This is a genomic window from Ventosimonas gracilis, assembly GCF_001580025.1.
Taxonomy (GTDB): Bacteria; Pseudomonadota; Gammaproteobacteria; order Pseudomonadales; family Pseudomonadaceae; genus Ventosimonas; species Ventosimonas gracilis.
In genome coordinates this window covers 38,283-61,230 of the sequence record NZ_LSZO01000211.1, presented here as the reverse complement: position 1 = coordinate 61,230, position 22,948 = coordinate 38,283, and the positions used below count along the sequence as shown (strand labels likewise).

General features: G+C 56.2%; 23 protein-coding genes. 13 read left to right on the top strand and 10 right to left on the bottom strand.

The features are described 5' to 3' along the window. The first annotated feature begins 6 nt into the window (after positions 1 to 6). Positions 7 to 2,664 (top strand): [protein-PII] uridylyltransferase, encoded by a 2,658-nt coding sequence (locus AXE65_RS12170; protein ID WP_068392923.1) that lies wholly within the window; start codon positions 7 to 9, stop codon positions 2,662 to 2,664. 47 nt (positions 2,665 to 2,711) lie between these two features. Here AXE65_RS12170 and yfiB read toward each other — a convergent pair whose 3' ends face one another. Genes yfiB through yfiR form a run of 3 tightly spaced genes read right to left on the bottom strand, consistent with a single transcriptional unit; the run spans position 2,712 to position 4,993 of the window. Further along, on the bottom strand, positions 2,712 to 3,194 hold the full coding sequence (yfiB, locus tag AXE65_RS12165) for an outer membrane lipoprotein YfiB (protein WP_068392920.1): 483 nt from the start codon (positions 3,192 to 3,194) through the stop codon (positions 2,712 to 2,714). A 24-nt stretch (positions 3,195 to 3,218) separates the two neighbouring features. After that, entirely contained in the window at positions 3,219 to 4,451 is a 1,233-nt protein-coding gene (gene dgcN, locus AXE65_RS12160; RefSeq protein WP_068392917.1) for a diguanylate cyclase DgcN/YfiN, read from the bottom strand. Then, on the bottom strand, positions 4,448 to 4,993 hold the full coding sequence (gene yfiR, locus AXE65_RS12155; protein ID WP_068392914.1) for a regulatory sequestration protein YfiR: 546 nt from the start codon (positions 4,991 to 4,993) through the stop codon (positions 4,448 to 4,450). Before yfiR ends, dgcN begins: the two co-directional genes overlap by 4 nt. Before the next feature lie 143 nt (positions 4,994 to 5,136). On the opposite strand from yfiR, the gene AXE65_RS12150 reads away from it, so the two are divergent. The 4 genes from AXE65_RS12150 to AXE65_RS12135 all read left to right on the top strand — a co-directional run bounded on the left by AXE65_RS12150 (position 5,137) and on the right by AXE65_RS12135 (position 8,104). After that, positions 5,137 to 5,487, top strand: coding sequence for an ArsC family reductase (locus AXE65_RS12150; protein ID WP_068392911.1), 351 nt, complete (start codon positions 5,137 to 5,139; stop codon positions 5,485 to 5,487). An 11-nt stretch (positions 5,488 to 5,498) separates the two neighbouring features. Continuing rightward, positions 5,499 to 6,527, top strand: a complete 1,029-nt coding sequence (dapD, locus tag AXE65_RS12145) for a 2,3,4,5-tetrahydropyridine-2,6-dicarboxylate N-succinyltransferase (RefSeq protein WP_068392908.1) — start codon at positions 5,499 to 5,501, stop codon at positions 6,525 to 6,527. A 6-nt stretch (positions 6,528 to 6,533) separates the two neighbouring features. Continuing rightward, positions 6,534 to 7,679: a succinyl-diaminopimelate desuccinylase gene (gene dapE, locus AXE65_RS12140; RefSeq protein ID WP_068392905.1), complete on the top strand. Its 1,146-nt coding sequence runs from the start codon at positions 6,534 to 6,536 to the stop codon at positions 7,677 to 7,679. A 95-nt stretch (positions 7,680 to 7,774) separates the two neighbouring features. After that, positions 7,775 to 8,104: a hypothetical protein gene (locus AXE65_RS12135; protein ID WP_068392901.1), complete on the top strand. Its 330-nt coding sequence runs from the start codon at positions 7,775 to 7,777 to the stop codon at positions 8,102 to 8,104. 39 nt (positions 8,105 to 8,143) lie between these two features. On the opposite strand, the gene AXE65_RS12130 is transcribed toward AXE65_RS12135, so the two are convergent. From AXE65_RS12130 to AXE65_RS12110, 5 genes are all read right to left on the bottom strand, one after another. After that, positions 8,144 to 9,199 carry an AbrB family transcriptional regulator gene (locus AXE65_RS12130; protein WP_068392898.1) on the bottom strand — a complete coding sequence of 352 codons (1,056 nt, stop codon included), beginning with the start codon at positions 9,197 to 9,199 and terminating at the stop codon, positions 8,144 to 8,146. A gap of 4 nt (positions 9,200 to 9,203) precedes the next feature. Next, entirely contained in the window at positions 9,204 to 10,715 is a 1,512-nt protein-coding gene (locus tag AXE65_RS12125; RefSeq protein ID WP_068392894.1) for a tripartite tricarboxylate transporter permease, read from the bottom strand. 3 nt (positions 10,716 to 10,718) lie between these two features. Next, positions 10,719 to 11,171, bottom strand: coding sequence for a tripartite tricarboxylate transporter TctB family protein (locus AXE65_RS12120; protein WP_068392891.1), 453 nt, complete (start codon positions 11,169 to 11,171; stop codon positions 10,719 to 10,721). A 176-nt stretch (positions 11,172 to 11,347) separates the two neighbouring features. Further along, positions 11,348 to 12,328: a Bug family tripartite tricarboxylate transporter substrate binding protein gene (locus tag AXE65_RS12115; RefSeq protein ID WP_068392886.1), complete on the bottom strand. Its 981-nt coding sequence runs from the start codon at positions 12,326 to 12,328 to the stop codon at positions 11,348 to 11,350. A 42-nt stretch (positions 12,329 to 12,370) separates the two neighbouring features. After that, entirely contained in the window at positions 12,371 to 13,621 is a 1,251-nt protein-coding gene (locus AXE65_RS12110) for an OprD family porin (RefSeq protein WP_068392883.1), read from the bottom strand. Positions 13,622 to 13,732: 111 nt separating this feature from the next. Here AXE65_RS12110 and AXE65_RS12105 point away from each other — a divergent pair, with 111 nt between their 5' ends. Beyond that, complete coding sequence (locus tag AXE65_RS12105; protein WP_068392880.1) at positions 13,733 to 14,404, top strand: response regulator; 672 nt, start codon at positions 13,733 to 13,735, stop codon at positions 14,402 to 14,404. Further along, entirely contained in the window at positions 14,401 to 15,822 is a 1,422-nt protein-coding gene (locus tag AXE65_RS12100; protein WP_068392877.1) for a sensor histidine kinase, read from the top strand. Before AXE65_RS12105 ends, AXE65_RS12100 begins: the two co-directional genes overlap by 4 nt. On the opposite strand, the gene can is transcribed toward AXE65_RS12100, so the two are convergent. Further along, positions 15,716 to 16,402, bottom strand: coding sequence for a carbonate dehydratase (can, locus tag AXE65_RS12095; RefSeq protein WP_068392874.1), 687 nt, complete (start codon positions 16,400 to 16,402; stop codon positions 15,716 to 15,718). The two genes, AXE65_RS12100 and can, sit on opposite strands and share 107 nt — an antisense overlap. A gap of 115 nt (positions 16,403 to 16,517) precedes the next feature. On the opposite strand from can, the gene AXE65_RS12090 reads away from it, so the two are divergent. Continuing rightward, positions 16,518 to 17,402 (top strand): DMT family transporter, encoded by an 885-nt coding sequence (locus AXE65_RS12090; protein WP_068392871.1) that lies wholly within the window; start codon positions 16,518 to 16,520, stop codon positions 17,400 to 17,402. Between the two features lie 50 nt (positions 17,403 to 17,452). On the opposite strand, the gene bamJ is transcribed toward AXE65_RS12090, so the two are convergent. Further along, positions 17,453 to 18,145, bottom strand: a complete 693-nt coding sequence (gene bamJ / locus AXE65_RS12085; protein ID WP_068392868.1) for a BamJ family beta-barrel-assembly machinery protein — start codon at positions 18,143 to 18,145, stop codon at positions 17,453 to 17,455. Positions 18,146 to 18,319: 174 nt separating this feature from the next. Here bamJ and ahpC point away from each other — a divergent pair, with 174 nt between their 5' ends. From ahpC to AXE65_RS12060, 5 genes are all read left to right on the top strand, one after another. Continuing rightward, entirely contained in the window at positions 18,320 to 18,883 is a 564-nt protein-coding gene (ahpC, locus tag AXE65_RS12080) for an alkyl hydroperoxide reductase subunit C (protein ID WP_068392865.1), read from the top strand. Between the two features lie 102 nt (positions 18,884 to 18,985). Beyond that, positions 18,986 to 20,521: an alkyl hydroperoxide reductase subunit F gene (ahpF, locus tag AXE65_RS12075; RefSeq protein WP_068392861.1), complete on the top strand. Its 1,536-nt coding sequence runs from the start codon at positions 18,986 to 18,988 to the stop codon at positions 20,519 to 20,521. 41 nt (positions 20,522 to 20,562) lie between these two features. Then, entirely contained in the window at positions 20,563 to 21,675 is a 1,113-nt protein-coding gene (gene mnmA / locus AXE65_RS12070) for a tRNA 2-thiouridine(34) synthase MnmA (RefSeq protein WP_068392859.1), read from the top strand. 4 nt (positions 21,676 to 21,679) lie between these two features. Next, entirely contained in the window at positions 21,680 to 22,303 is a 624-nt protein-coding gene (gene hflD, locus AXE65_RS12065) for a high frequency lysogenization protein HflD (RefSeq protein WP_068392856.1), read from the top strand. A 2-nt stretch (positions 22,304 to 22,305) separates the two neighbouring features. Then, positions 22,306 to 22,947, top strand: coding sequence for a phosphoribosylanthranilate isomerase (locus tag AXE65_RS12060; RefSeq protein WP_068392853.1), 642 nt, complete (start codon positions 22,306 to 22,308; stop codon positions 22,945 to 22,947). Position 22,948: the final 1 nt, after the last annotated feature.

The window sequence follows — 22,948 nt, the reverse complement described above, 5'->3', positions numbered from 1 at the left end:
CGCCTAATGAGTAAAATCCTGCCACTTGCGCAAGACCACTTGACAGCACTTGTGCAGCAAAGCAATCCCCTGCCCGCCTTTAAAAGCGCCATCCGTGCGGCCTGTGAAACGCTGGATGCGCAGTTTCGTGCAGGGGAAGATATTCGCACCCTGATCAGCGCCCGTGCGCAGTTTGTTGACCAAATCCTTAAGGCCGCTTGGTCGCGTTTTGCTTTTGCGCCAGAGGAAATCGCCCTGCTCGCCGTTGGCGGCTACGGCCGTGGCGAACTGCATCCTTTTTCCGACATCGACCTATTGCTTTTGCTGGCAGAAGACAGCGGCAGGCAAAAGCTGCGCACGAAAATTGAAGGTTTTTTGGCGCTGCTCTGGGATATGGGGCTGGAAGTCGGCCAGAGCGTGCGAACTGCCGATGAATGCGCACAAGATGCCAAGGGTGACTTAACACTCACCACCAATCTGATGGAAAGCCGCCTGCTTTGTGGCGATCAAGGCCTGCATCAACGCCTGCTGGCGTTAACCGACAGCACCAAGCTTTGGCCGAGCGCCGAGTTTTTCCTCGCTAAACGTCGCGAGCAGCGCAGCCGCCACGCCAAGTATCAAGATACCGAGTACAACCTCGAACCCAATGTCAAAGGATCGCCGGGCGGCTTGCGCGATATTCAAACCTTGCTCTGGGTCGCGCGTCGCCAGTTCGGTACGCTCAATGCCCATGTGTTGGTCGCCGAAGGCTTTTTGCTGGAAAGCGAATACGCACTGCTGCAACGTTCGCAAGCCTTTTTATGGCAAGTGCGCTACGCGCTGCACCTGCTGGCAAAACGCGCCGAAGACCGTTTGCTGCTTAACCATCAGTCAGAAGTCGCCGAACTGCTCGGCTTTGCTGAAACCGACATCAAACAGCGCATTGAGCGCTTTATGGGTCAGTATTACCGCACGGTAAAGAGCATCAGCGAACTGTCTGAACTGGTGGTTCAACATTTTGAAGAAGCCATTTTAAACGCCGGAATACAGCAGTCAGTACGCGCGCTAAACCCGCGTTTTTCGGTGCGTGGCGATTATATTGAGGCCAGTCACCCGCAAGTATTTAACCAGCATCCACCGGCACTTTTGGAAATCTTTCTGCTGCTGGCACAAAACCCCGCGCTCAAAGGCATTCGTGCAGGCACCATTCGCCTGCTGCGCCATCATCTGGATTTAATTGACGAAAGCTTTCGCCAAGAGCGGCAAAATACCGACTGCTTTATTGAACTGTTTAAGGCCGAACAAGGCATTCACCGCAATCTAAGACGAATGAGCCGCTACGGCGTGTTGGCGCGTTATCTGCCGGAATTTGGCCGCATTGTCGGGCAGATGCAGCATGATTTGTTTCATATTTACACGGTCGATGCGCACAGCCTGTTAATCATCAAACAATTGCGCAAACTGAAGTGGCCGGAACTCGCCGAAAAATTCCCGCTCGCCAGCAAACTGACTGAACGTATCGAAAAACCTTATCTTTTGTATCTCGCCGCCTTGTATCACGACATCGGCAAAGGCAGCGGACGTGATCACAGCGAGCAAGGCGCGATAGAGGCCGAGGCTTTTTGCCGCCGCCACCATCTGCCGGATAACGACCGTGAATTGTTGGTCTGGCTGGTGCGCCAGCATCTTTTAATGTCCGTCACCGCACAGCGCCAAGATATTGCAGACCCGGTGGTTATCCACGAATTTGCCAGCGCAATAGGCGATGAAACGCACCTTAACTACCTGTATCTCTTGACCGTTGCCGACATTAACGCCACCAATCCCAAGTTATGGAACTCTTGGCGTGCCAGTTTGCTGCGCCAACTCTATGGCGAGACCAAACGCGCTTTGCGCCGCGGCCTTGCCAGCCCGCTTAAACGCGCCGAACAAGTACGCTTAACGCAAAGCGCGAGCCTCGATATTCTGCTGCGTGGCGACACTGACCAAGACGATGCCGAGCAGCTCTGGCAGCAGCTTGGCGAAGGCTATTTTCTGCGCCACACCGCCGCCGACGTAGCTTGGCATACCGAGGCGATTTTGCAGCACGCGCAAGATAACGGCCCCTTGGTGCTGATTCGCAAAACCTCGCCGCTGCAAACGGAAGGCGGTACGCAAATCCTGATTTACGCGCCGCGCCAGCAGGAGCTGTTCGCCGTCACCGTGGCGATGATGGATCAGCTTAATTTGAGCATCCACGATGCGCGGATTATCCGCCGCCGCGGTTTTACCCTGGACAGTTACATCGTGCTCAATGCCGATGGCAGCCAGATTGGCGACGACCGCGAACGAATCGACGAAATTCGCTTAAATTTAACCCGCTCGCTGCAAAACCCGGACGAATACCCGGCGATTATTTCCCGCCATGTGCCGCGCCAGCTTAAACACTTTGCGTTTCCCGCCGAGGTCAAATTAACCCCTGATGCGGAATTTGGCGGCAATTGGCTGGAAATTATCGCCCCCGACCGCCCCGGCCTGCTCGCCCGCTTGGGACGGATTTTTATGGAGTTTGGCCTGTCGCTGCAAAACGCCAAAATCGCAACGCTGGGCGAGCGTGTGGAAGATTTGTTTTTAATCAGCGCCCATGATGCAGGGCAACTGGCCGACCCAGCGTTTCGCGCCAAACTCTGCAAGCATATCCAAAAGCAGCTTTCCCCCAAGTTATAGCGCTCTGTTTTTCCCTCTCCCGCGTGCGGAAGGGGGAGTAGAGACACTCAGTGCGCCAGCACCACAATGGCGACCCGCCGATTTTCGGCACGGCCTTGGCGGGTTTTATTGTCCAAAAGCGGCAGTCGCTTGCCGAGGCCGCGCACTTGCAACAGATCCTTGCGCAGACCTGCCTCAATCAGAATATCGGCCACTGCTTGTGCACGGCGCAGCGACAGTTGCTCGTTGTAAGCATCACTGCCGGTGGCATCGGTATGCCCGTCCAAACGCAAAGGCAACGGGCCCATGGATTGCAAGAGTTGCCCAATACGCATCAGCCTACTGCGGCTTTCCTGCTGGATGCTGGCATCATCGCTGGCAAACAGTATCCGGTTGGACAGCCCCAGCTCCCAGCCTTCATCCGTGGGCAAAAATTGTTCTTGCCTTAGCAAATCATGCTGCGCTTGGCTCAAGCCCTTGCGACTGCCGATATGCTGGCAGGCACCGAGCAGCAGCGACAGGATTATTAAGATAAGCAGGTTATGCATCATCGGTTTCCTTTACTTCAAGTCACTTCAGGGGTCAGATGCACTCGCTAATTTCCGGCTGCCACGCTTGTCGCGTTTGGCAAGATACATGGCGACATCGGCACTGCGCAGTAGATGCTCGGCGCTACGCCCATGCTGTGGATACAGGGCAATGCCGATGCTTAAGCTGGTGCTGACACGGCCTTTATCATTAAGGACAATCGGCGCATTCATCGCTTGTAAAACGGCATCGGCAATGCGCAGCGCATCTTTAGCCTGCGGCAGCGGATAAATCAGCGCAGCAAACTCGTCGCCACCCAAACGGGCGACCAAATCCGATTCGCGCAGGTGACGGCGGATACGACCGGCGACCTCGGTCAATACTTTATCGCCAGCGGCATGCCCTAAACCATCATTGATCTCTTTGAAGTGGTCGCAGTCAATAAACAGCAACGCCGCTTGGCGTTGTTGGTGCATGGCATCTTGCAATACCAGATTAAGGCGATACTCAAAGAAGCTGCGATTGGGCAAACCGGTTAGGTCATCGTGCCTGGCCTTGTGCGCCAGCAAGCTGTTTTCCACCTTGATATGGGTCTGCCAAGCGTAGAGCTCATCGAGCAAGGCATTAAAGTCTTCGCTTAAATCGTTAAGCTCACTCAAGTTGCTTTTCTGCGGGACGTGGCGGGTGAAGTCGCGGTCGCGGCGGATGGCGCGAGTAATTTGTGTCATGTTTTCCAGCGGTTCGACCACCCTGCTGACCATTCTTTGCGATAGATAACGCGCGGTCAGCACCGAGAGCATAAGACCGGCCAGCAGGCTGCCGCTCGCTATCAGAATAAAACCTAACAATTCGCCCGCATGGCCGGTCAGTTCAATGTCACCGATACGGCCGCCTTTATGCACAATCGCCGTGCGGTAATGGCCACCGAGCAGCCAACTGATCACCGGCGACTGCACCCGCCGATAAGCTGCCAGCGGCTCGCCACTCCGGTCGTAAATCACCGCTGCAGCGATGGCTTCCTCGCGGACGATGGTTTGCAGAGCTTCTTCAGCCGCCTGCACGTCGTTAAAGACCACCGCCGCCTCGACCGTGTAAGCAATCGAGCGAGCAATCAACCGCAGGTTGTGCTGCGAATAAGCACGCAGCATCAATACGCTAACCAGCATCATGGTCAGCCCGACCATCGCCACCGAAATCAGCGCAACGCTCAAACTGCCGCGCAAAAATGCCCAGCGCAGCGGTAGTCGTTCGGGCTGGCGGATGAACAGCAAACACCTCATGGCCGCTGCCTTGCCAGCTTGAGCACATTGGGATGCACGCGCACCGTACTGCGCGAGAGCGAATCCAAATTAATATTGAAATTCACCTGCTGCTTGGTAACCGCAAGACAAAACATATTGCCGAGCACGCATTCATCGTCCGCTTCGCTAATCAAAAGCGTTGACTTGCCCAAAAAGCGGGCGAACAGCGCCTGCTGAGTGGCGGCTGGCAGCTTGCCCAAATACAGTGCGTTGCAGTTAGGCGGCAGCGCATCAGCACTGGCATAGTGCTGCACGCGCAGCGCTTGACCATTAGCTTGGCGCAAGTCATCGGTCAGCAACGAGGCAAACTGCACTTCACCTACGACACAAAGGGTTAAATGCTCAGACGGCCACGGCCAGCGGACGAAACTCAAGATACCCAGTACCGTGCGTGTTACTGCAAGGCTCGCCTGCTCGCGTTCTTGTGCAGGCAAAGCTTGCTCGGCCAGCGAGCCTTTGCCAAGACTTGCCAACAACAAAACAAACACCACAAACCATCGATACAAGCGCGATGCAGCCACAAAGGCTCCTGATACAACAATGAGTTAATGCATCAGTTTAACCGGTTTGCCCGCCCGTTGGGTTAGGGTTTGTTCCCGTTTCAAACCCTATCAGGCTACCCCCTTATGGCATAATCGCCGGTCTTCTTTTTCAGGTAGTTAACATGTCCGCCTTGCTTTACGGCATTAAAGCCTGCGACACGGTTAAAAAAGCACGCCACTGGCTGGATAGCCATCAAGTGGCTTATCAGTTTCACGATTATAAAACGCAAGGCATTGACCAGCCTCGCTTGCAACAATGGTGCAGGCAGCACGGCTGGGACAAAGTGCTTAACCGAAACGGCACGACCTTTCGCAAATTGGATGATGCGCAAAAGCAGGATTTAAACGAAGACAAAGCCATTGAGCTGATGCTGGCGCAGCCTTCAATGATTAAACGCCCCATGCTTGATAACGGCGAACAAAGCTTGCTCGGATTTAACGCAGAACGTTACGCCGCCTTCTTTAATCTGTAAGGATATTGCCCATGTCATGTTTTGCTCTCGCCTTTGGTATCGGCAGTCAAAATCTTCAAGGCCAGTGGCTGGAAGTCTTCTATCCCAAGCCGCTGCTTAATCCGCCTGATGCGCTGCTGGCCGCCGTTAAGCAGTCACTCAAGCTCGCGCAAGAAAACTGCGCCCTTGCCCTTAGCAGGGAGCAGGTCAAGACGCTGGCAACGGCTTTGCAATCCGTCGATAGCGAACAGGCCGCTTTGCTTATCCAGCTTGCGCAAAGCCGCAAACCCTTGGTTGCCACGCTATTACTGCAAGACTGCGCTCCTGCCTCTACCCCCGAGGCCTATCTTAAGTTGCACCTGCTCTCACACCGTTTAGTTAAGCCGCACGGCGTGAATTTGTCCGGCATTTTTGCGCTGCTGCCGAATGTCGCCTGGACTAATGAAGGTGCCATTGATTTGGCCGAGCTGCCGGCGCGCAGGCTCGCGGCTCGTTTGGCTGAACGCAAGCTTTGCGTCACCTCGGTGGATAAATTCCCCAAGATGACCGACTACGTCGTCCCCAGCGGCGTGCGCATTGCCGATACCGCGCGGGTGCGCTTGGGCGCTTATCTGGGCGAAGGCACCACGGTAATGCACGAAGGCTTTGTCAACTTTAATGCCGGTTGCGCAGGTCCGAACATGATTGAAGGGCGGATTTCCGCCGGGGTGTTTATCGGTAAGGGTTCCGATTTGGGCGGTGGCTGCTCAACCATGGGCACACTCTCAGGTGGCGGAGAGGTGCTCATCAGTGTGGGCGAAAACAGCCTGATTGGTGCCAACGCCGGTATCGGTATCCCGCTAGGCGACCGTAATACGGTCGAGGCCGGGCTTTATCTCACCGCAGGCAGCAAAGTCACTTTATTGGACAGCGACAACCAGCCGCTCAAAGTCGTTAAAGCACGGGAACTGGCTGGCAAGCCCGACCTGCTATTTCGCCGCAATTCACAAACTGGCGCGATTGAATGCAAAGTCAGCCAAAGCGGCATTGAACTAAACGCCGTGCTGCATGCGCACAATTAAACCCCAATGACTGACCCAATGCTCTCTCCTACCGCGATTCTTGCTTGCGAGCTTATCCGCCGTCCTTCCATCACGCCGGATGACCAAGGCTGCCAGCAACTGATGATGCAACGCCTTGAATCCATCGGCTTTCGCTGCGAAGCCATGCGCATCGGCGAGGTGGACAACTTCTGGGCGCTGCGCGGGACAAGCGGTCCTGTGCTCTGTTTTGCCGGACATACCGATGTGGTGCCGATTGGCGATTTAGCGGCCTGGACCTACCCGCCCTTTGCCGCACATATCGACCAGGCAGGCATGCTGCACGGGCGCGGTGCCGCCGACATGAAAGGCAGCCTCGCCGCCATGCTGGTTGCGGTGGAGCGTTTTGTCGCCGAGCACCCAAGCCACAGCGGGCAGATTGCCTTTTTGATTACCAGTGACGAAGAAGGCCCGGCCGTGCACGGCACTAAAGCCGTTGTCGAGCGTTTGCAGGCACGCGGCCAGCCGCTTGACTGGTGCATCGTCGGCGAGCCGTCTTCCACCGAACGCTTAGCCGATGTGGTGAAAAACGGGCGGCGCGGCTCGCTAAGCTGCGATATTCGCGTACGCGGCAAGCAGGGGCACGTGGCCTATCCGCATTTGGCACGTAACCCCATTCATCTGGCCGCGCCAGCGCTTGCGCAATTAACCGCTGAGCACTGGGATGCGGGCAATGATTTTTTCCCGCCGACCAGTTTCCAGATTTCCAATATTAAGGGCGGAACCGGCGCGGGCAATGTCATCCCAGGCGAGCTCTTGGTGCAGTGCAACTTTCGTTTTTCCACCGAATCGAGCGTAGACAGCCTAAAGCGGCGCGTTATCGCCATTTTCGAACAACACGCACTGGACGTGGAACTGAACTGGACATTGTTTGGCGAACCCTTTTTTACCGCTCCGGGCGTGCTGCTCGATGCGGTTTGCCAAAGTGTCCAGCAAGTCTGCGGCTACCGCCCCGAAGCACAGACCACAGGCGGCACTTCCGACGGACGCTTTATCGCCAAAATGGGCTGCCAAGTGGTCGAACTTGGGCCACTTAATACGACTATCCACCAGATTGACGAGCAGGTTTGCTTAAACGACCTTGAGCGTCTTACCAGCATCTATCAAAACTGTCTAAAACACCTGCTGCTTTGAACCTAAAAAAACCTTTGCTTTTTTGCCTTAGTCGATAGAATGCGCGCCGCTTGACTGCTATAACGCAATGACCATAAGCCAACCGAGGTTGTACGATGAGCGCGGATAATTTGGAACAAGATAACCTTTGCGGCGTTGAAGACGATGAGCCTTTAGCCGAAGCGGATGTTGAAGAAGAAGCTGAAGATGCAGGCGATACAGAAGTCGCCGCGATACCTTCCAGCAAAAAATCCACTAAAACCGCAGCCGTCGCTAATCCCGACGAACTGCCCAGCTTGGAAGCCAAGCAAAAAGAACGTGAAGCGCTGGACAAAGCCATTGCCGAGTTCCTCGCCCGTGGCGGCAAAGTACAGGAAATCGGCAGCAACGTGCTCGCCGACCCGCCTAAAAAACCCGAAAACAAATACGGCAGCCGCCCCATTTAACGCCTTGCCCTCTCCCATTGATGGGAGAGGGCTGTCTCTCTACTCTGCCCTAGCCACCAAGCGATTCCACAACCGATAAATCGGCGAGGCCAGAAAGACCAGTAAAAACAAACGCAGCACCTGCAAAGCGGCTACCAGTGCCACGGATAATTGCAGGGCTTCGGCGCTGAGTGTCAGCTCGGCAATACCGCCTGGCATCATGCCCAGCATCAAGCTAAAGCTATCGACCTTGGCAAAGCTTGCAAGCAGCCAGGCGAGCGGCACTATGCCGAGCATGCCGAGCAAGGTCGAAAGCAGCACGAGGCCTAAAAAGCGCGGTGCGCTGCGAAAAAAACTGCGATCAAAATAGCAACCGAGCGAACAGCCAATCAGCCACTGTCCCAGTTCGCCAAACCCCAACGGCAGGCTCAGTTGCCAATCAAGGACAAGGCTAATCGCGGCGCTGCTGCAAAGCGGCCCGAGCATCCACGGGTTAGGCTGCCTCAAACGTGACCAAAGGAGGGCGACGGCTGTGCCTGAAAGCAAAAGCAAAGCCAGTTGCGCGGCACTTGCCACTTGGCTTGCCAGGTGAATGCCGGTTTTCGGCAGATACCAAGCAAACAGTGACGGCACCAGCAAGACCACCAATAAAAGACGCAAACTGTGTGCCGCAGCCACTCGCGCCGGATCTGCGCCAAAGCGCAGTCCCAGCATGACCATTTCGGACGAACCGCCGGGCAGGCTGGCAAAAAATGCCGTCGCTCGATCGACCCCGGCGCGGCGCAGCAGCCACATGCCCAGCAAGGCCAGCAGCAGTGTGCAGCAAGCTCCCAGCAGTATCAGCAGACCATGACTTGGCACCTGCTGCCCTACCTCGCGGGTAAAGTGCAGGCCAATGCCGCTGCCGACCAAGCAAAGCCCCAGTCTGCGCCCGCTGGCAGGCAGTGCTTTGGCTTGCGGCTGCCACAAGCAGCGCAGCGCAATCACCGCCAGCAAACTGCCCAGCACCCAAGGCAGCGGCCAGTGCACAAGGCTGGCACAAAGGCCACCCGCCGCACCGGCCAAAGGCACTTGCCAGTGCTGGCTAAACGCGCCTTTTAGCCGGGTAAAACGCATTCATCTAAACCTTGGGAAGTTTCTCGCGGCTCAGTTTAGGGCGCAGCACGCGCCAAATGGGCAAAATCACCATCAGCGCGGTCAGCGCCCAAGCGCCCCAGGTAATCGGGCTGGCGAACAGTATGCTTAAATCCCCGTCGGAAATGGACAGTGCGCGGCGCAGGCTTTGCTCCATCATCCCACCCAGAATAAAACCCAAGAGGATGGCCGACAGCGGAAAATCCAGCTTGCGCAGCAGGTATCCGGCCACACCAATGGCAATCATCAGGTACAGGTCAAAGGTCGTGGCATGCACGGCGTACACGCCAATCGAAGTGATGATGGCAATCGCCGGTACCAGCGCCCAGTACGGCACGGCGAGGATGCGGGTGAAGACTTTAATCAGTGGAATGTTCATCACAATCAGCATCAAATTGGCGACAAACAATGAAGCAATCAGCCCCCAGACGATTTCCGGCTGATGCTGAAAGAGCAGCGGCCCGGGCGTGATGTTGTACAGCGTAAGCGCCCCGAGCATCACCGCGGTTGTTCCTGAACCCGGCACGCCCAAGGTCAGCATCGGTACCATCGAGCCGCAAGCCGAGGCGCTGTTGGCGGTTTCCGGCGCGGCAAGGCCGCGTAAATCGCCGTTGCCGAAACGGTTGCCTTCTTTCGCCAAGCGCTTTTCACTCATATAAGCGACTGCGCTCGCGAGCGTTGCGCCCGCACCGGGCAAAATCCCAAGGCCAAAGCCCAGCGCGCCGCTACGCAGATTGGTCGCCAGCACCGATGCGCCTTCTTTAAGGTTAAACAGCATGCGTCCACCGGCTTTAATGGCTTGCTGCCCTTGGTGACTGCGTTCAAGCAAGACCAGAATTTCGCTGACGGAAAACAGCCCCAGCACCAGCACGACAAACTGAATGCCGTCGGCCAGCCCCAGGCTGCCGAAGGTAAAGCGGTACACGCCGCTGCCCGAATCAATGCCGATACAGGACAAAAACAGACCCAGACAGCAGGCGATTGCGGTTTTCAGCGGCTTGTTACCGGCCATCCCTGCGAGGCAGGTCAAGGCAAAGACCATCAGCGCAAAGTATTCCGCAGGACCAAAGGCCACCGCCCATTTAGCCAAAAGCGGGGCAAACAGCACCACGCCTAGCGTGGCTATCAGTCCGCCGATAAACGAACTCCAGGCGGAAATGGACAGCGCAATCCCGGCCTTGCCCTGCTGTGCCAAGGGATAGCCATCGAGTGTGGTCATCACTGCCGAAGCTTCGCCTGGAATATTGAGCAAGATGGAGGAAATCCGCCCGCCGTATTCGCAGCCCAAATACACCGCGGCGAGCAAAATCAACGCGCTTTCCGGCGGCAAGCCCATGGCATAGGCAATCGGGATCAGTAGCGCCACTCCGTTAATCGGCCCGAGACCTGGCAGCAAGCCCACCACCGTGCCAATCAGCGTGCCTGCCAAGGCGGTGGCCAAGTTGTAGGGCGACAGCGCAACGCCAAAGCCTTGTTGCAAATACTCTAAGGTGCCCATCCGTTAAATCTCCCAATCCGACAGCACGCCCAGCGGCAGCGGTACGTCCAACGCCTTGTCAAACAGCAGGTAAAGCCCTATCCCCAAGATCAAGCCGCTGGCCAGCGCAAGCGACCAGCGTCCGTCGTACAGCCGCGCCAAGCCCACTCCCAGCAGCATGGCCGAAGGAATAAAGCCCAAGGTTTCAAACAGCGCGGCATAAATCAGCAGCAGCAGCACGCAGCCGCTCACTTTGGCCGATAGCCGATAGTCGGCCTTGGGCTTTTCTTCGCTTGCTTTGACTTGTGGGGAAAGCAGCAGCGCCAGTGCGCCCAGTCCCAGCAAAGCGAGCAGTATCAAAGGCCAGGCACGGGGGCCTACCGGTTCGTAGGAAAACGGCGCTTGATAGCCAAAGGCCACCACCGCAAGCGCGGCGCAAATCAGCAGCAGCAAGACGGAAAAACTTCTTTGCAACATAAGAAAATCCTCTGCATTGCGCCTTTGTTTTTTCTTAAGGAGCAATGGACAGGTTGTTTATTGGGGATGTAAGTGTTAGTTCCTGCACTTAAAACGCTGCTCGTGCTTCCCTATCAATAGGAACAATTCCCCTCGCCCGCGTGCGGGAGAGGGGAAGGGAAAGAGGGTGCGAAGGATTAGCGAATCAGGCCAAATTCCTGTGCCAATTCGCGGTACTGCGCCACTTGTTGCTTAACAAAAGCGTCCAGCTCTTCCCCGCTTAAGGCGAACGGATAGAGTTCGCGTTCTTCACGCAGCTTGGCAAAATCCTCTGAAGCCAGCAGTTGGTCAAAGGTGTTTTTCCACCATTGATAATCCTTATCGCTGACTTTCGGGCCGACATAAAAACCGCGTACCACCGGCCAACTGACATCCACGCCCTGTTCTTTGGCGGTGGGGATGTTTTCCGTGGTGGCACCCGGCAGGCGTTCATCAGCCAGCACCGCCAAGATGCGCATATCGCCGCTTTGCACGTGCGGAATGGAGTCGGAAATATCGGTACTGGCGACCTTGATATGCCCGCCCAGCAGCGCCGTTGCCAGTTCGCCGCCGCCTTCCATCGCCACATAGCGCAGCTTGTGCGGGTCAACCCCGGCGACGCGGGCAAGCAGCGCCACTTGCATCCAATCCTGACTGCCCACCGTGCCGCCTGAACCAATCACCACTTGGCTGGGGTCTTGTTTAAGCGCTTCAATCAACTCCGGCAGCGTTTGCCAGGGCGCGTCTTTACGCACGACGATGGCGCCGTAGCTGGTGCCGACGGCTGCCAGCCATTTCACTGCGTTTTCATCAAAGCGGCCAAACTTGCCTTGCGCCAAATTCAGCAGCGAGCCGCTGGAAAACGCGACGATGGTGCCGGGATCTTTCGGGCGCTGCGCGACTACCGCGTTGTAGGCCACCGCGCCAATACCGCCGGGCATATAGGTGACGCGCATGGGATTGCTCAAATGTTTTTCCTGCACCAGCGCGGTTTGCGCGAGCTTGCAGGTCAAGTCAAAACCGCCGCCGGGTGCCGCCGGAGCGATACATTCCGGGCGGCGCGGCTCGCCCGCCTGCACAGTGCAGGAAAGCGCCAAGCCAAGCGCTGTTATAGCGCGAATGATCGATAAGGGTTTCATCGTTTTTCCTTATAGTCAGCTCTTATGGCAGAGCATGGGGAGTTACAGCAACGACAGGCTATAACTAATAATCAGGCGGGTTTCATCCGCGTCGCGGGAAAACTCGCTGCGGTACTGAGCGTTACGCAGGCGTAATGACAAGCCTTTAAACCTTCCTTGTTGCACCTGGTATTGCAATTCCAAATCGCGCTCGCGTTCGGCATAAGCGCCCGAGCGACCTGGAATATGCGCGCTGCGGCCTTGCAAATAACGCGCCATAAAGGAAAGCCCCGGCATAAGGTCTTTAAAGTCAAAGTCGTAACGGCCTTGCCAAGAACGCTCGCCCGCCTCGCCAAAATTACCTATCTGCACAAAGTTGACGAGATAAGGATCTCCGCCACCAATATGAGCAAAGCCCGTTTTGCCGTCCATCTGCTGCCAACCAAGACCGACTTTTTGTGCGCCCAACTTGTAGCTAAATAAGCTGCTAAAGGCGTGGTTATCGACTTTTCCGGCGAGTGACTGGCCGCTGTCTTTACTGCGGAAAAAGCGCACATCGGCACTCACTGTGCCAGCAGGCAGCTTGTGGCTGGCGGTGAGCCCGACAAATTGCTGCTGGTAAACGTCTTTTAACTCGGACTGCCAATAACGCGCGGTGATGTCTTGAGTCACCTTCCAGTCCGCACCGAACAGGCTAAGGTGCTTGCTTTCTACGCCGCCGCGGTAGCGGCCACCGTTACCCGCTAGCGTCAATTTTTCGGCGTTGGTGGAAGCACGGTCAATGACCTTAGAAAATCGCGCGGCGGTTAGCGCCAAGCCATCCACTTCAGCGCTTTGCAGCGTCGTACCTGCAAACACTTGCGGCAACAGGCGTGAAGTGCTGCTTGAGACCACCGGCAGTTTCGGCACGTGCGAGCCAAAACGCAGTTCTGTAGCAGAAACCTTGGCCTTGGCGGTTGCCTGCAAGCGGCTGAACTCATCCGCCGAATGCCCATCATCGTGCCTTGGCAGCAGGCCGGTACCGGTGCGGCCACCGCCGGAGTCAAGCTTTAAACCTAACGCTGCGTTAGCATCAAGACCGAAACCGACCGTACCTTCGGTAAAGCCTGAGCGCATCTCCAGCGCAAAAGCCTGCCCCCATTCTTCGCGCTTGTTCTGCCCCGAGCCTTCACGGAAATCGCGGTTAAAGTAGATATTGTTGGCGGAAAACTTGACCTTGCTATCCTCAAGCAAAGCCGCCTGTGCAGGCAGGGCGGCAAGACTGGATGAGGCGGCGAGCATTACAATGTTTTTTTTAGCTAAAGCAACTTTCATCAGCGGGTTTCCTGGCTTGTTTTTTATTCCTCTGCACGACGACAGAGGGGCATTTTTGCCAAGCCTAAAACGCCAACCTTTCAGCAGCCTTTCAATGCGCCCTTTTTTGCCATGCGGATTTTATTAGTCGAAGACCATCCCACCATCGCGCTAAGCATTCAAAACGCGCTGCAAGCGGCCGGTTTCGCTGTGGATAGTCTGGCCGACGGCATTGTCGCCGACCTTGCGCTACAGAGCAGCGACTACGCGCTCGCGATTATCGATGTCGGCCTGCCGCGCCTCGATGGTTTTGCCCTGCTCGGCAAACTGCGCAGTCGCGGCCAGCGCCTGCCGGTCATGATGCTGACCGCTCGTGGTGAAGTGCGTGACCGCGTGCAGGGACTTAATCTGGGTGCGGACGACTATCTGGCTAAACCCTTTGCTTTGGCTGAACTCGAAGCCCGTGTGAAAGCGCTGCTGCGCCGCACTCTGGCCGATGGCGAGAAGCAGCAGCAATGCGGCGCTCTGCTCTATGAGTTAAGCCAGCGCCGTTTTAGCTTAAAGGGTCAGCCGCTACCCTTAACCGCGCGTGAACAGGCCGTTTTAGAAAGTCTGATCAACCGCCCCGGGCGGGTACTGAGCAAGGAGCAACTGGCGGCTAAAGTCTTTGGTGTTCATCAAGAGGCGAGCCTTGATGCGATTGAAATTTACATCCACCGCCTGCGCAAAAAGCTAAGCGGCAGCGGCGTACAGATTGTCACCTTTCGCGGCCTGGGTTATCTACTGGAAGACCGCACGTCATGAAATTGCGTTTTCGCAGCCTTCGCTCGCGCTTGCTGCTGCGCATGAGCCTACTGCTGCTGCCGCTTTTGGTATTGTCTTGCCTGCACGCTTATTTAACGGCGAGCCAGGCGGCCGATACCGCTTACGACCGCAGCCTGCTGCTCGCCGCACGAAGCATTGCCGAGAGATTGCACGATGCGCAAGGCCAGTTACTGCTGCAAGTGCCTTATCTGGCGCTGGATAACCTCGCCTGGGACAGCAGCGGGCAGATTTACTATCAAATTCTTAACCAAAACGGCGAGTTATTGTCCGGCTACGAAAACCTGCCCGCGCCGCCCGAAGATACGCCATTAACCACGGATTATCCGGCGCTGGCACGGTTTTACGATGGCGACTACCAAAACCAGCCGGTGCGCCTGATTAGCCTGTTGCAGCCAGAAGCCTCTGGCATGCTGGAAATTCGCCTGGCGGAAACGCGCAGTGCACGAAAGCGCCTGGAGGGTCGTCTGCTTAGCGTAAGCCTTTGGCATTTGGGGCTACTCGCCGCCAGCGTGCTGCTGCTGTCGGTGTTCGCCGTACAACTGGCGCTGCGTCCGCTCGGTACCTTGCAACAGATGCTAAGCCAAAGGCGCAGCGGCGATTTACAGCCACTTTCGCTTAAGCGGCTGCCACGCGAAGTGCTGCCGCTGGTAAAAACGCTCAATCACTTCCACCGTAAATTGCGCCGTTTATTCAGTCAGCAGAGCGCTTTTATCAGCGATGCCGCCCATGAGCTACGCACCCCGTTGGCGGCGCTCAAAGCACGGATTGAACTCGGCCAGCGCAGTGCACAGCCTGAAGATTGGCAACTCGCCTTAAAACAAGCAGGCGAGCAAAGCGAGCGGCTGATAAGCCTTGCCAATCAACTGTTATCGCTGGCACGGATTGAAAGCGGCGCACAGGCGATTGCAGATGGTGCCAGCCAACCCGTTAATTTAACCCTGCTCACCCGCGAAACCGCGCAGGCATTAGCCGCGCTCGCCCATCAACGCGGCCTTACCTTGGAGCTTTTCGCCGCGCAGCCGGTTTGGATTAAAGGCGAGGCCAATCTGCTCTGCGAACTACTCGGCAACCTGATCGATAACGCACTTTGCCACGCGCAAAGCCGAGTGATTTTGCGCGTATCGGAAAGCGGCCTGCTGGAAGTCGAAGACGACGGCTGCGGCCTGCCCGAGGCCGATTACAGCAAAGCCTTTGCCCGCTTTTGGCAACAGCAAGACCGCCAAAACCGAAGCGGCGTGGGGCTTGGCCTTGCCATCGTGCAGGAAATCTGCCGCGCCCATCAGGCCAGCATCAGCCTGCATCCGGCGCAGCCCTCTGGTCTGTTGGTGCGCGTGCAATTTGCCCGGTTGGCCGCAGCCGATATTGCTCCGGCACCTGCGCCAAGCCGCGCACGGTGACTTTTAAATCCTTCCAGATACCATCTTTAATGCCGTAGATACAGCCGTGCACGGCAAGGCTCTGCCCGCGCTGCCAAGCGTTTTGCACAATGCCGGTATGACTGACATTGGCGACTTGCGCGACCACATTAAGTTCACACAGGCGGTCTACTTTGTCCTCCATCGTGGGGAAACGCGCAAGGTCTTCGCGTTTCTCCCAAGCAAGCTCGCGGATGCTGCGCAGCCAGCCGTCAATCAAACCCAGCTGGGTATCCTGTAATGCCGCACGAATACCGCCGCAGCCGTAGTGGCCGGTGACCAGAATATGCTTGACCTTAAGCACATCGACGGCGTATTGCAGCACCGACAAACAGTTCATATCGGTATGCAAAACCAGATTGCCGACATTGCGGTGGACAAATAAATCCCCCGGCAACAGCCCAACAATCTCATTGGCCGGAACGCGGGCATCGGAGCAGCCAATCCACAGATATTCCGGCGCTTGCTGACGCGCAAGGCGAACAAAAAACTCAGGGTCCGTCTCCTTGATTGATTTCGCCCAGCGGGCATTGTTCTCAATCAAATCCTGTAATTCGCTCATAAGGGGTCTGCTCTGCGCTAAAGACGGAGGAAAGGGCGCGGCAGCGCACCTTAAAAGGTTGCCGGCCACTTTTCAAATGCGGCAAAGTACGCGCCCCTTCACCTTGAGACAGTCAATGAAACAACAAGCCCTGCGTGCTGATTTTTTAATGTTGCTGGCGGCCATGATTTGGGGCGCTTCCTTTGTGGCGCAGCAAGTGGGCATGGAGTATATCGGTCCACTGGTATTTACCGGCACAAGGATGTTGTTGGGCGCGTTGGTGTTACTGCCGCTACTGAGATTGCGCCGTGCGGGCAGAAGCCATGACTTTACCCGCCGCGACCTATGGCTAGGTGGCACGCTGATGGGGCTGGCATTGGCGCTGGGTTCCAATTTGCAGCAGGTCGGGCTTTTGTTTACCAGCGTGACCAATTCCGGCTTTATCACCGGTCTTTACGTGATTATCGTGCCACTTTTGGGACTATTTTTCGGCCAACGCAGCCATTTGGGCATTTGGCTGGGCGCAAGTCTTGCCGTGATCGGCATGTTTTTGCTGTCGGTTGGTGAAGGCTTTTCGGTTGCCTCTGGCGACTGGCTGCAACTCGCCGGGGCTTTTGTTTGGGCGAGCCATGTGCTGCTGATTGGCTATTTTGCGCGGCGCGCCGACCCTATCGGGCTAAGTATTATTCAGTGCTTGGTCTGCGCGCTGATCAGCCTGATACTCGCGCCGTTTTTTGAACCACTTAGCTTAGATGGCTTAAACAAAGCGCTGCCTTCTCTGCTGTTTGCCGGGGTCGCCTCGGTCGGTATTGCTTACACCTTGCAAGTCTTTGCGCAGCGTCACGCGATTGCTTCACACGCCGCCATTATTTTATCGCTGGAAGCGGTATTCGCCGCGATTGCCGGAGCGCTAATGCTGGATGAATCCTTAGGACTACGCGGCTATATCGGCTGCGCACTAATGCTTGGCGGCATGCTGGTCGCGCAGCTTTGGCCGAAGAAGCAGCAAGCGCCGGCGTAATCTTCCCCAGCCCTCGCCCGCTTGCGGGAGAGGGCTGAGGCGCCTTTCGTTTACTGCTCTTTAATACCCAGCAATTCCACATCAAATACCAGTACCGAATTAGGCGGAATGTCGGCGCTGGGGCTTTGTTCGCCGTAGGCGAGATTGCCCGGGAGATACAGGCGGTATTTCTCGCCAACCTGCATCAGTTGCAGTCCTTCCGTCCAACCTTTGATCACACCGCCTAGCGGGAACTCAACCGGCTCGCCGCGGGCGATGGAGCTGTCAAACACTTTGCCGTCTATCAATTTGCCCTCGTAGTGCACGCTGACCACATCGGTTTCTTTGGGTTTGGCACCCGTGGCTTTTTTCAGCACTTCGTATTGCAAGCCGGAGGCCGTGGTCACTACGCCTTTGCGTTTACCGTTGGTTTCGAGGAATTTTTTACCGGCGGCGGCGTTTTCTTCGCCCAGTTTGGCAAGCTTCTCCTCAGTGTCGCGCTGCAAAAAGACAAAAGCGGCGTCCAGTTCCGAATCACTTAACCTGGACTCTTTATTGCCCAGCGCATCTTCAATACCCAGGAAAAGCGCTTTTAAATCAAGGTCATTTAATCCGCCTTGCGCCAGACTTTTGCCCATGTTAAGGCCGATGCCATAGGCGGCTTTTTGCGGTTCAGTGCCCTTTTTAATATCCAAGGGCGCGGCGACAGCGGAAAAACTCAGTCCCAGCAGCACAAAAGCCGCCGCGAAATAAGGTTGTTTCATTGGGTTTCCTTGTGAGCGTAGTAAAAGATGCCCGAAGCAGGCGGGCGCTGTATCATAGACTCAATCAATCCACTCCATGCCATCAATCAATTTAATCTTTCAATGGCCTTGTGTCAGGATGCAACCCATGCCTTGAGCCAAGGCCTTCACCCCTAAAGATAGGAGCTGTAAACCATGTCGCTTATCAATACTCAAGTGCAACCTTTTAAGGTCAGTGCTTTCCATAACGGCCAGTTTGTTGACTTAACCGAACAAAGCCTGCTCGGCAAGTGGTCGGTGCTGATTTTTATGCCAGCGGCCTTTACCTTTAACTGCCCGACTGAAGTGGAAGATGCCGCAGACAGCTACGCCGAGTTCCAGGCCGCTGGTGCAGAGGTCTACATCGTCACCACCGATACGCAGTTTTCGCACAAGGTCTGGCACGAAACCTCGCCAGCCGTCGGCAAAGCCAAATTCCCGCTGATTGGCGACCCCACCCACCAATTGACCCGCGCTTTTGGCGTGCATATTGAAGAAGAAGGCCTCGCTCTGCGCGGCACCTTTATCATCAATCCAGAAGGCGTGATCAAGACGCTGGAAATCCACTCCAACGAAATCGCTCGTGATGTGACAGAAACCCTGCGCAAGCTCAAAGCCGCACAGTACACCGCCGCGCACCCGGGCGAGGTCTGCCCGGCCAAGTGGAAGGAAGGCGCAAAAACCTTAACGCCCTCGCTGGATTTGGTCGGCAAAATCTAACCCCGCTGCATCCTTTCGGTCTGCCTTTATTGGCAGACCGAAGCCTGCCCGGTGTCCCGGGCATTTTTTTGTCCGTTATTTTTGTTTTAAAGAGTAAAAACCGTGTTGGATGACAGTATCAAAAGCCAATTAACCAGCCACTTTGCCCATATCAAGCAACCCTTTGTCATCACCGCTTCGCTTGATGAAAGCGAGCAATCGAAAGAAATGCTTAGCCTTTTACAAGATATTGTCGGTTTAACCGACAAAATCACTCTGCGCACCGATGGTAACGCCTCGCGCCGCCCCTCTTTTGCGTTAAACCGTATCGAATTTGTCGGCCTGCCGATGGGGCATGAGTTCAGCTCCTTAGTGCTCGCACTGCTGCAAACCGGCGGGCATCCATCCAAATTGGACGAACAAAGCATTTCGCGCATCCAAGGCATTGAAGGGCGCTTTGAGTTTGAGACCTGGTTTTCGCAGTCCTGCCAGAACTGCCCGGATGTGGTGCAGGCGCTTAACCTGCTCGCGGTACTTAATCCCAATATTCGCCATCAGGCGATTGACGGCGCACTCTTTGCCGATGAAGCCGAAGGTCGCCAGATTTTGACCGTACCCAGCGTTTGGTTAAACGGCGAACCGTTCGCCCAAGGGCGAATGGAAGTTACGGATATTCTTGCCAAAATCGATAGCCAAGGCAGCGCGCGTGAAACCGCAGCGCTTAGCGAAAAAGCCCCCTTTGATGTACTGGTATTAGGCGCAGGCCCTGCCGGTGCGGCGGCTGCCATCTACGCCGCACGTAAAGGTATTCGTACCGGTTTGGTGGCTGAACGCTTTGGCGGACAGGTGCAAGATACGATGGCGATTGAGAACTTTATCTCAGTCACCCATACCGAAGGCCCGCAGCTTTCCCGCGCCCTGGAAGAACACGTCAAATCCTATGAGGTGGACATTATCCGCGCTCAGCGTGCAGAACAACTGCTGCCTGCTGCCCATGCCGGGGAACTGCACCAAGTCACACTTGAAAGCGGCGCGACGCTTAAAAGCAAGACGCTGATTATTGCAACCGGTGCCCGCTGGCGCGAAATGGGCGTGCCTGGCGAACAACAATACAAAGCGCGCGGCGTATGCTTTTGCCCACACTGCGACGGCCCGCTGTTTAAAGGCAAGCGCGTGGCGGTGATTGGCGGCGGCAATTCCGGCGTGGAAGCGGCCATTGATTTGGCCGGGATCGTTGCCCATGTCACTTTGCTTGAGTTCGATAGTCAATTACGCGCCGATGAGGTATTGCAGCGCAAACTGGCAATCCTGCCCAATGTACAAGTGATTACCCACGCACAAACCACCGAAGTCTTGGGCGATGGCAGCAAAGTCACCGGCCTGCGTTACCAGCCAAGAAACGGCGGCGAAGGTCAAGAGCTGGCACTTGAAGGCATCTTTGTACAGATTGGCCTGCTGCCCAATACCGACTGGCTAAAAGACCAGCTTGCCATAAACCGCGGCGAAATCATCACCGATGCGCGTGGTGCCACCAGCATCGGCGGCATCTTTGCCGCAGGCGACTGCACCAACGTGCCCTACAAGCAAATCGTTATCGCCACTGGCGAAGGTGCCAAAGCCGCGCTGTCGGCCTTTGACCATTTGATTCGAACCTGTTGAAAGACTGCTAAAATCCACTCCTTTTTAACCAAGGCCTGATGATGTCGCAAAGCCCCTTGCCGACTGCTACCGGTCGCCGCGTGATGGTCGGCATGTCCGGCGGAGTGGATTCCTCGGTCGCTGCCTTGTTGCTTTTGCAGCAAGGTTGGCAGGTCGAGGGGCTGTTTATGAAGAACTGGGAAGAGGACGACGGTAGCGAGTACTGCACGGCAATGGCTGATTTAGCCGATGCCCGCGCAGTTTGCGAGCGTTTGGGCATTCGTTTGCATACGGCAAACTTTGCCGCCGAATATTGGGACAACGTATTTGAGCATTTTTTGGCCGAATACCAAGCCGGTCGCACACCGAACCCGGACATTCTGTGTAACCGTGAAATCAAGTTCAAAGCCTTTCTCGATTACGCCTTAAGCCTTGGCGCAGACTTTATTGCCACCGGCCACTACGCCCGTTTGCGTGCGCGTGACGACAAGCAGAGCGAGCTGCTCAAAGGCTTGGATGCCAATAAAGACCAGAGCTACTTTCTGCACGCGGTGGCCGGCGAGCAATTAGCTAAAAGCCTGTTTGTGCTGGGTGAACTGGAAAAACCCGCGGTTCGCGCGCTGGCCGCCAAACACCGGCTGGCGACGGCCAAAAAGAAGGATTCCACCGGCATTTGCTTTATCGGCGAACGACGCTTTCGGGATTTTCTCGCGCAATACCTGCCCGCGCAGCCCGGTTCGATTGAAGATACCGATGGCAAAATCCTTGGCCAGCACAACGGCTTGATGTACCACACCATCGGCCAACGCCAAGGGCTTGGCATCGGCGGGCAAAAAGATGCAGGCGAAGAACCTTGGTACGTACTCGCTAAAGACTTAACGCGCAATGTATTGATTGTCGGCCAGGGCAATGACCACCCGCTGCTTTTTTCCAGCACCCTTTATTGTTCACATATCCATTGGATAAATCCCATCGACTATAAGCAGCCGCTGCACCTTTGCGGCAAAGTGCGCTACCGCCAAGCTGACCAGCCCTGCCTGCTTAAACAAAGCGCAAAAGGCTGGCAAGTCGAGTTTGAGCAACCGCAACGCGCGGTCACGCCTGGGCAATCGGTAGTTTTCTATCAAGGCGAGCGCTGCTTAGGTGGCGGCGTGATTGAGCAGGTCAAAGGATAACCGCATGGCACAACTGCAAGAACAACTGACAGCACTCGGCGGCCTGTTCGCTTGTGCGGCGGCGGTTGACCGTATCGCCCACGGTGAGCGCATGGGCGAAACGGTGCTGGCAAGCCTGCTCGGCAGCCTGTTGGTACGCGACCCACAAACCACGCTGGAAGTTTATGGCGGCGACGACTTCAGTCTGCGCGAAGGCTACCGCGCCTTGCAGGGCATGCTCGAACGCGACCCGCAAAGCCTGCAACGCGAAACGCTGCGCTATGCGCTTTCGCTGATCACGTTGGAGCGTAAACTGGCGCAGCGCGGCGATTTACTGGATAAAATCAGCAGCCGCTTAAATCAAATCCAGCAGCAAGTTGCGATGTTCGGGCAAACCCATGACAACGTGATAGCCTCCTGCGCCGCGCTCTATCAAGACAGCCTAAGCGCCTTTCGCCAGCGCATTTTGGTACACGGTGACATGCGCACGCTGGAACAACCGTCCAATGCCGCCAAAATCCGCGCCCTGCTGCTTGCCGGTATCCGCTCAGCCAGACTTTGGCGGCAATTGGGTGGGCGGCGCTGGCACCTGCTGTTTGCCCGCCGCAAGCTGCTGCAAGCCCTGTACAACTTGCAGCGCGGGCATTAACCATGAAAGTACGCTGCAAAATCTGCGGCATTACCCGCCCGCAAGATGCACTCGCTGCGGTACAGGCCGGAGCCGATGCGCTGGGCTTGGTGTTCTATGCCGAAAGTCCCCGCGCGGTCAGCCTTGCACAAGCCAAAGCCATCCGCGCCGCACTGCCACCTTTTATCTGTTTGACCGGACTTTTCGTCAACGAAAGCCGCGAGCAAATCGCACAAACGCTGCGCGAAGTGCCGCTCGATTTATTGCAGTTTCACGGCGACGAAACACCTGAGGACTGCGCAGGCTTTGGCCGCCCTTGGATTAAAGCGCTACGCGTTGGCGCTTTTGATGACATCAAAAGCCAAGCGGCAGGTTACCCAAACGCCTGCGGGATTTTGCTGGACAGCCAAGTCGCCGGACAATACGGCGGCACTGGCACCGTATTTGACTGGAGCCTGATCCCCACAGACTTAAGGTACCCGCTGATATTGGCCGGCGGACTTAATCCGCAAAATGTCGGCAAAGCCATTGCCCAAGTGCGCCCGTTCGCGGTGGACGTGAGCGGCGGGGTGGAAGCGGCCAAAGGCATCAAAGATGCACAAAAAATGCACGCTTTTATCCGCGAAGTACGCAAAGCAGAGCAAGCCATAAACAACCCGTCATAAC

Bases quoted from the DNA above. Each gene is read 5' to 3' on its own strand.
- AXE65_RS12115 (WP_068392886.1), bottom strand. From the start codon at position 12,328: ATGAAACCCTTATCGATCATTCGCGCTATAACAGCGCTTGGCTTGGCG.
- AXE65_RS12120 (WP_068392891.1), bottom strand. From the start codon at position 11,171: ATGTTGCAAAGAAGTTTTTCCGTCTTGCTGCTGCTGATTTGCGCCGCG.
- AXE65_RS12090 (WP_068392871.1), top strand. From the start codon at position 16,518: ATGAAACAACAAGCCCTGCGTGCTGATTTTTTAATGTTGCTGGCGGCC.
- can (WP_068392874.1), bottom strand. From the start codon at position 16,402: ATGAGCGAATTACAGGATTTGATTGAGAACAATGCCCGCTGGGCGAAA.
- dapE (WP_068392905.1), top strand. From the start codon at position 6,534: ATGACTGACCCAATGCTCTCTCCTACCGCGATTCTTGCTTGCGAGCTT.
- AXE65_RS12135 (WP_068392901.1), top strand. From the start codon at position 7,775: ATGAGCGCGGATAATTTGGAACAAGATAACCTTTGCGGCGTTGAAGAC.
- AXE65_RS12170 (WP_068392923.1), top strand. From the start codon at position 7: ATGAGTAAAATCCTGCCACTTGCGCAAGACCACTTGACAGCACTTGTG.
- ahpC (WP_068392865.1), top strand. From the start codon at position 18,320: ATGTCGCTTATCAATACTCAAGTGCAACCTTTTAAGGTCAGTGCTTTC.
- dgcN (WP_068392917.1), bottom strand. From the start codon at position 4,451: ATGAGGTGTTTGCTGTTCATCCGCCAGCCCGAACGACTACCGCTGCGC.
- bamJ (WP_068392868.1), bottom strand. From the start codon at position 18,145: ATGAAACAACCTTATTTCGCGGCGGCTTTTGTGCTGCTGGGACTGAGT.
- yfiB (WP_068392920.1), bottom strand. From the start codon at position 3,194: ATGATGCATAACCTGCTTATCTTAATAATCCTGTCGCTGCTGCTCGGT.
- AXE65_RS12110 (WP_068392883.1), bottom strand. From the start codon at position 13,621: ATGAAAGTTGCTTTAGCTAAAAAAAACATTGTAATGCTCGCCGCCTCA.
- AXE65_RS12060 (WP_068392853.1), top strand. From the start codon at position 22,306: ATGAAAGTACGCTGCAAAATCTGCGGCATTACCCGCCCGCAAGATGCA.
- mnmA (WP_068392859.1), top strand. From the start codon at position 20,563: ATGTCGCAAAGCCCCTTGCCGACTGCTACCGGTCGCCGCGTGATGGTC.
- AXE65_RS12105 (WP_068392880.1), top strand. From the start codon at position 13,733: ATGCGGATTTTATTAGTCGAAGACCATCCCACCATCGCGCTAAGCATT.
- AXE65_RS12100 (WP_068392877.1), top strand. From the start codon at position 14,401: ATGAAATTGCGTTTTCGCAGCCTTCGCTCGCGCTTGCTGCTGCGCATG.
- hflD (WP_068392856.1), top strand. From the start codon at position 21,680: ATGGCACAACTGCAAGAACAACTGACAGCACTCGGCGGCCTGTTCGCT.
- dapD (WP_068392908.1), top strand. From the start codon at position 5,499: ATGTCATGTTTTGCTCTCGCCTTTGGTATCGGCAGTCAAAATCTTCAA.
- AXE65_RS12150 (WP_068392911.1), top strand. From the start codon at position 5,137: ATGTCCGCCTTGCTTTACGGCATTAAAGCCTGCGACACGGTTAAAAAA.
- AXE65_RS12125 (WP_068392894.1), bottom strand. From the start codon at position 10,715: ATGGGCACCTTAGAGTATTTGCAACAAGGCTTTGGCGTTGCGCTGTCG.
- AXE65_RS12130 (WP_068392898.1), bottom strand. From the start codon at position 9,199: ATGCGTTTTACCCGGCTAAAAGGCGCGTTTAGCCAGCACTGGCAAGTG.